This window comes from Streptomyces spiralis (genome assembly GCF_014654675.1).
In the GTDB taxonomy this organism is placed as follows: Bacteria; Actinomycetota; Actinomycetes; order Streptomycetales; family Streptomycetaceae; genus Streptomyces; species Streptomyces spiralis.
The window spans coordinates 1-747 of sequence record NZ_BNBC01000153.1 but is presented as its reverse complement, the minus strand read 5'-3'; the positions used below and the strand labels follow the sequence as shown (position 1 = coordinate 747).

The 747-nt window shown below is 65.9% G+C and carries 1 protein-coding gene; it reads right to left on the bottom strand.

The window, feature by feature from the left end:
* A partial coding sequence (locus tag IE318_RS44450) for an ABC transporter substrate-binding protein (RefSeq protein WP_229904229.1) occupies nt 1-747 on the bottom strand: 747 nt, incomplete at both ends.

Here is a 747-nt window from a genome sequence, read left to right as displayed (position 1 = left end):
GACCTGGGCCATCGCCTGGCGCACGGCCTTGCTCTTCACCGACGGGGCGTCGGTGTTGAAGGCCAGGTAGCGGATCTCCAGGCCCGGCATCTCGACGAGGTCGACGTTGCCCCCGCTGGCGTTGGACAGCTTCTGGATCTGCTCCGGCGACATGGTGCGGGTCATGACGTCGATGTCACCCTTGTTCAGGGCCTCGCCCATGGCGTCCGCGTCGGCGAAGGAGCGGATCTCCACCTTGTCGTTGTTGAGCTGCAACGTCCCCTTGTAGTTGGGGTTCTTGGTGAAGACGGCGTCGACCATCTCGCCGTTCTTGACGTCGGCCTTCATGGTGTACGGACCGGAGCCGTCCACGGCGAAGCCCTCGCGCAGCTTGTTCTTCTCGTAGTCCTTGGGGTTGACGATGCCCGCGACGGGCGTCGTCAGCTTGTACGGGAAGGTGGCGTCCGCGGTGTTGAGGTGGAAGATGACCTCGCGGTCGCCCTGCGTCTCGACGGTGTCGATGGTGTTCAGCAGGCCCGCCACACCACTGTCGCCCTTGATGGCGCGGGCGCGGTCGATGGAGTACTTCACGTCGGCCGCGGTGAGCGGGTCGCCGTTGGCGAACTTCAGCCCCTCGCGCAGGGTGCAGGCGAAGCGCTCGTTGCCGCTGTCGGTGAATCCGCACTTCTCGGCGGCCTCGGGGACGGGGTTGCCGTCGCCCTTGGGCATGATCATCAGGGTCTGCACCGTCTGGCGCAGGACGTTCCA